Consider the following 3,360-nt stretch of genomic DNA (forward strand, 5'->3'; position numbering starts at 1 on the left):
CGATGCCGAGGGTCCGGAAGCTCTCGCACAACGCGGTCTGTCCGCGGGCGCAGAACCAGCACTCCCCGCACACGATGTCGAAGGCGATGACCACCCGGTCCCCGGGCGAGAAGCCGGTGACGTCGGCCCCCACCTCCTCGATCACGCCGACGCCCTCGTGGCCCATCGAGTCCCCGGGCTGGAGCGGCGCCTTGCCGAGGTAGAAGTGGAGGTCCGAGCCGCAGATGGCGGCGGTGGTGATCCGCACCAGGGCGTCGGTCGGCTCCTCGATCTTCGGGTCCGCCAGGTCGTCCACCCGGACCCGGCGGACATCCTCGAAGACGACCCCTCGCACCCTCAGGCCGCCTCGTCGGGGAACTCGGTCGGGACCGTCCCCGCGAGGTTCACCAGCTCGCTGGCGGCCTTCACGTGGCGGACGATCGTCGGCAGGTCGCCCTTCAGGCGGAGCTTCCCCTGCATCATGCCCTTGACCGGGTCGAGCTCCTTCCGGATGACCTCCTTCCACCGCGAGTAGGGGGCCCGGACCACGAAGCGGGCCCGGTCGCCCTCCTCCGCGCTCACGATCCGTCCCTCTCGGCACTCCCCGTGCCACAGGTCGAACCACGCCCACACGTCCTCGGGCACCCTCTTGTCGGGCTCGGCCTCGATCACCAGCGCCACGTCGCCCTCCCAGTCGGCCGCGGCCTCGCGGTAGGAGTCGCTGGCGTTGATGCGCTCGACGTACGCTGCCAGCCACCCCTCGCTGGGGAACTCGGCCATCGCGGTCCTCCCTTCCTCGGGCGAAGTAAAGCACTCGGGCGGGATAGGATGCGATCGTGCGTCGTCCCGGGGTCGTCGTCACGATCGCCGCTGCGTGGGCCGGCGTGGTCGTCGGCCACCTGGCCGCGTGCTTCCTGGCCTACCCCAGCGCCGAGGCCCGCCATGTCCACCTCGCGGTGAGCGGCCACAGCTGGATGGGCATCGCGGCCGCGTCCCTCTCGGCCGTGGTGCCGATCATCCTGCTGTCGGTCGGGGTTCGCGCGGTGTCGGGGAGGCCCTGGTCCGGAAGCGCCTTGGCCCTCCGGCTTGTGGCGATCCAGGTCCCTGCGTTCCTGCTCCTCGAGGTGGTGGAGCGCCGAGGATCGCTGGTCCGGGCCCTGACCGATCCCGCGGTGTTCATCGGGTTGGTCCTCCAGCCCCTGGTGGCGGTGGTGACGGCCTGGCTGCTCGACCTGTTCGGCCGGGCCGTCCTGGCCGTGGCCGCCCGGCTCCGCCCTCCCCGCCGTCGGGTTCATCCCTCGCTCCCCCGCCCGGTCCCCGCGACGTTCGCGCCACGACTTCGCCTCACGAGGCCGCTGGGCGGCCGAGCCCCGCCCCTCCCCTCGACCGCCTGACCCGGCCGCGACCGCGGCCGGCGACGAACGAGGGAGGGAGGCTTGAGCACATGGACAATCGCACGAAGCGCGGCCGCGTCCCAGCCCGCGCGCTGACGGTGGCGACGATCGCGCTCACGGCGACGGCGACGGCCGGGGTGGCATCGGCCCACGAGCAGCGTCGGGTGGGCGACCACGAGGTCGTGGTCGGCTGGAACAGCGAGCCCGCGTACGCGGGCTTCGGCAACGAGGTATCGGTCCGGATCATGCACGGGAACGATCCGGTCGAGGACGCCGAGCTCGAGGCCGTGGTGGCCTTCGGCGGGGAGGAGGCAGAGACGACCACCCAGCCGATGCCCTTGGAACCGGCGTTCGGCGATCCGGGCCACTACGTCGCGTACATCATCCCGACGCGGCCGGGCACGTACTCGTTCCAGGTCACCGGGACGGTCGAGGGCGAGGAGTTCGACGAGACGTTCACGTCGGGGCCGGACACCTTCAACGACGTGCAGAACCCGGCGGATGCCGAGTTCCCGGAGCAGGACCCGACCCGGGGTGAGATCACCGAGGCCCTGGACCGTCTGAGCGGCCGGGTCGAGGAGCTGTCGGCGCAGGAGCCCGCCGAGGACGAGGGGCCGGACGTGGCGCTGTGGGTCGCCATCGGGGCCGCGGTGCTGGCCCTGATCGCCATCGGGTTGGCGGCCCGGCGAAGGCCGGCCTGAGACGATGACCCGCCGGCGGGCCTGGGCCGCGGTGTGGGCGGGGATCGTCCTGGTCCTGGCCACGCCCGTGCCCGCCGACGCGCACGCCCTCCTGGCATCCTCGGACCCGGCGGATGGCACCCGGCTCGACGAGCCCCCGGCGGAGATCGTGCTCAGCTTCACCGAAGCCCCGGAGCTCTCGCTGTCCGAGGTCTCCCTGCTCGACGGCTCCGGTGCCACCCTCGAGGTTGGCGAGCCCGCCGCCGTCCCGGGGGAGCCCGGGGCGCTGTCGGTCCGGGTGCCGGGCTTGGAGCAGGGTGTGTACACGGTCACCTGGCGGACCGTGTCGAAGGTGGACGGCCATCCCAGCGGAGGGACGTTCGCGTTCGGCGTCGGGGTCTCCCCGCTGCAGGTCCCCCCCGCCCACGCGCCCACGGTGGAGACCCCGGAGCCCTCTCCCCTCGAGATGACCGGCCGCCTGATCCTGTTCATCGGCCTGGGGCTGCTGGTCGGGGCGACCTGGGTCGGATCCCTGGTCTTCGTGGTCTGTCCGTGGCCGGTCCGCCGGGTGGCCGGGTGGGCCTGGGCGGTCGCCGTCGCCGGTTTGGTCATCCTGGCGGTGGCCCAGCAACAGTCGTCCGGCGTCGGGTTCGCCGAGTTCCTGCCGACCACGCCCGGACGGGCCCTCCTCTACCGAGCCGGCGCCATCGCCCTGGCCGGGACGGCCCTGCTCGGCGCCGCCCTGTGGCCGGGGTCGCGCCGAGCGCTGCTCCTCGTGGCCGGGGTGGCCGCGGCCGGGGCGATGTTCGCCCACGTGGCGGCCGGCCACGCCGCTGCCCGGGGCGACCTGGCGTGGGCGAAGGTGATCTCGCAGTGGGTGCACTTCGTCGCGGTCGGCGTGTGGCTCGGGGGCCTCGCCGCGCTCCTCCTGGGGGTTCGAGGCAAGCCCAGCGCGCTGAAGGCAGCGGCCGTCCGGCGGTTCTCCGCGGTGGCCGCCTACGCCCTTGGAGCCGTGGCCGTGACCGGGGTGCTCCGGGCGGTGAACGAGGTCGGGAGCTGGGGGGCGCTGTTCTCCACCGGCTACGGCCAGCTCGTGCTGGTGAAGGTCGGCCTGATCGGGGCCCTGGCGGTCCTCGGCGGCATCAACCGGTGGCGAAACGTGCCGAAGGCCGACGGCTCGCTTCGGGCGCTCCGTCGTGTGTCGAGCGGCGAGCTGGTCCTGGCCGTTGGGGCCATGGCCGCGGCGGCGGTCCTGGCCACCCTGGTCCCGCCCGCCCAAATCCCCCCCGTGGTCAGGCCGCCGGCCG

Annotated in this window: 5 protein-coding genes; 3 read left to right on the forward strand and 2 right to left on the reverse strand. The window is 73.5% G+C overall.

Features of this window, described 5'->3' with window-relative positions; translation table 11 throughout:
- Positions 1 to 334: alcohol dehydrogenase catalytic domain-containing protein (locus tag VF468_31750; GenBank protein HEX5882858.1), on the reverse strand; the 334-nt coding region annotated here is incomplete at its 3' end.
- 2 nt (positions 335 to 336) lie between these two features.
- A complete protein-coding gene (locus VF468_31755; protein ID HEX5882859.1) occupies positions 337 to 759 on the reverse strand; it encodes an SCP2 sterol-binding domain-containing protein in 423 nt (140 codons plus the stop codon).
- Between the two features lie 56 nt (positions 760 to 815).
- On the opposite strand from VF468_31755, the gene VF468_31760 reads away from it, so the two are divergent.
- The 3 genes from VF468_31760 to VF468_31770 form a co-directional block, all read left to right on the forward strand.
- Positions 816 to 1,373 carry a hypothetical protein gene (locus tag VF468_31760; protein ID HEX5882860.1) on the forward strand — a complete coding sequence of 186 codons (558 nt, stop codon included), beginning with the start codon at positions 816 to 818 and terminating at the stop codon, positions 1,371 to 1,373.
- Positions 1,374 to 1,423: 50 nt separating this feature from the next.
- Entirely contained in the window at positions 1,424 to 2,074 is a 651-nt protein-coding gene (locus tag VF468_31765; GenBank protein ID HEX5882861.1) for a hypothetical protein, read from the forward strand.
- A gap of 4 nt (positions 2,075 to 2,078) precedes the next feature.
- A partial coding sequence (locus VF468_31770) for a copper resistance protein CopC (GenBank protein ID HEX5882862.1) occupies positions 2,079 to 3,360 on the forward strand: 1,282 nt, incomplete at its 3' end.

This window comes from Actinomycetota bacterium, assembly GCA_036280995.1.
In the GTDB taxonomy this organism is placed as follows: Bacteria; Actinomycetota; CALGFH01; order CALGFH01; family CALGFH01; genus CALGFH01.